Annotated in this window: 3 protein-coding genes; 2 read left to right on the top strand and 1 reads right to left on the bottom strand. The window is 40.5% G+C overall.

All coding sequences use genetic code 11. From position 1 onward, the window contains the following. Positions 1-1,155: T9SS type A sorting domain-containing protein (locus AAC037_RS23810; protein ID WP_339906140.1), on the top strand; the 1,155-nt coding region annotated here is incomplete at its 5' end. 6 nt (positions 1,156-1,161) lie between these two features. Further along, positions 1,162-1,467 (top strand): rhodanese-like domain-containing protein, encoded by a 306-nt coding sequence (locus AAC037_RS23805; protein ID WP_339906139.1) that lies wholly within the window; start codon positions 1,162-1,164, stop codon positions 1,465-1,467. 18 nt (positions 1,468-1,485) lie between these two features. On the opposite strand, the gene AAC037_RS23800 is transcribed toward AAC037_RS23805, so the two are convergent. Continuing rightward, a partial coding sequence (locus AAC037_RS23800) for a site-2 protease family protein (protein ID WP_339906137.1) occupies positions 1,486-2,158 on the bottom strand: 673 nt, incomplete at its 5' end.

The raw sequence follows: 2,158 nt of genomic DNA, 5'->3' as shown, positions 1-2,158 counted from the left end.
AGGAGTATTATTGACAGGTTTCCAGAGGACAGGGCAATCACTCAAATTCCCAGCAGCCCTTTTGCACCTTATTTTGCCATACCCTATTTTGAAATTACCGAGGAAAAAATCACCGGCCCAATAAACAACGAATTCAATAATTTTGCGAATAGGTTTAGGGCCATGGAGTATACTGTCAGCTTAAAAAATAATGCTACAGGTGAGCTTTTGGATGAACCCAATACCAACACTCCTTTTAACCCGGTTCCACAGGCCTTGGAGCGAAGAGCTTTTAGTAGCAGCAACTTAGATGTCAAAGAATTGGTGGAGGCGATTGATGAGCCTATGGATGTGGAAGTGTCCATGTACCTAATGGCAGGGGATACGTTTCTTGAGGAAGAAGAGGGAGATGGACAGGCTTCCAATGTGGATTTTAGGGTGAATGATACCAGTAAAATTGTCATCCCCTTTCGAGATTTTTATGCCTATGACAATGGAATGGCCGATTATGCGGCCGGAATTAACCAAAGAGGTGGTATTTTGGCCCTGTCTTTTGAGTTGACCAACCCTTCTTACCTTGCAGGAGTAAGCATTCAATTTGTCGACCCTGCCCAAAGGAATAATGCCATAGAATTGATGGTATGGGACACCGTTAGCCGTGAACCTTTATATCAAAAAGAGGTCTTGATACCGGCCGATGCCGGCTTGGGTGTTTATTCTTATTTTGAATTGGATTCCAATATACTTGTTGAGGACCACTTTTTTGTTGGTTTCACTCAGTTTTCAAATGATTACCTACCGATCGGTTTAGACAAAAGTGGAGATTCCGGGGACCGGATTTTTTATAATGTGGTGGGAGCCTGGCAGCAAAATGAGCTTGTTAGAGGTAATTTAATGATGCGGGCACATTTGAGTTTAGACCCGGTGGTGGAAGAAACCGAAATACCGGATGAAGAATTGGTTTTTTACCCTAACCCGGTAACGGAAAGATTGTATGTGGTAGGTGAGGTCACTGATATCAAAGTTTTTGATTTTCAGGGAAGATTGATAAATATACCACAGGAAGTGGATAAAGCAGGTAAAATGCTTAATTTTACAGAAAGTCAAAAAGGAATGTATCTGATCAAAATGGTAAAAAACGGTCAGATTTTAACTCATAGAATTATTGTTCAATAAGTAGCGATGAAAGACATAGAAGTAGAAGAATTAAAAGAAAGATTAGACAAAGAGGAACAGTTTGTTTTTTTAGATGTCCGAGAAGTTTATGAATATGAAGACGACAATCTAGGCGCTAAAAATATCCCTCTAGCCCAGCTTCCTAATAAGCTATCTGAAATAGAAATGCACAAAGATGATGAAATCATTGTCCACTGTCGATCAGGTGCCAGAAGTGGTAATGCCAAACAGTATCTGGAAAGTCAAGGCTTTACAAAGGTCCGAAATGTTCTTGGAGGTATTTTGGCCTACAGAGAATTAGAAGAAGAGTAATTATAATTTTACTAGATTTTATTCTTCAAAAACGAATGGTTCAGGGGTAAAGCATAGGATAAAAATGACTATGGCTATCCATCCCAGAACGATTCGTTTTTGATTTAAATTTCTCCCATCAATTACTTCCGGGTGCTTGATACCTAAGATCCTGCCCACTAGGAAAGCAAAGAAAAGCCATCCGGAATAACCTTTAACATCCGGCCAAATACTTACCAGACTGTATTGAATGGAGGCAATCATAAGTGCCATTATCCATTTGTTGGTATTGGACAGGTCTGATTTTCTATAGCAGATGTACAGAAAACCTATATACAGGGGCAAGGCCAGTGCCAGATAGTTGATGTCCTCAAAAGGGCTGATTATCCCAAGTCCGGCATAAAATAAAAATGCAGTGTAGACCACTAAGGAGATAACCTTGTGTTTTTTGGGAAAAAGGCCAAAGACCACATGGCCTCCATCCAATTGCCCAATGGGTAAAAGGTTAATGGCTGTAAAAAACAAAGCTAAATATCCTGCAAATAGGTAAGGGTAATGGATTATTTCGGACATGGCCGGCATCCGCTCAGGATCTGCCAGTGTTTTTTCCATGGTCCAAAACAATAAATTATAGCCCAGTTCAAAATCCATAACCTCTTCATCCTCTCCCAGCACATAGTCCGGGTCTGCATATTCAGGGTGGACCTCATAG

Source organism: uncultured Cyclobacterium sp., assembly GCF_963976465.1.
GTDB lineage: Bacteria > Bacteroidota > Bacteroidia > Cytophagales > Cyclobacteriaceae > Cyclobacterium.
Note: the sequence above shows the minus strand (reverse complement) of the source record. Positions and strands in the feature narration are given on the sequence as shown.

Bases quoted from the DNA above. Each gene is read 5' to 3' on its own strand.
- AAC037_RS23805 (WP_339906139.1), top strand. From the start codon at position 1,162: ATGAAAGACATAGAAGTAGAAGAATTAAAAGAAAGATTAGACAAAGAG.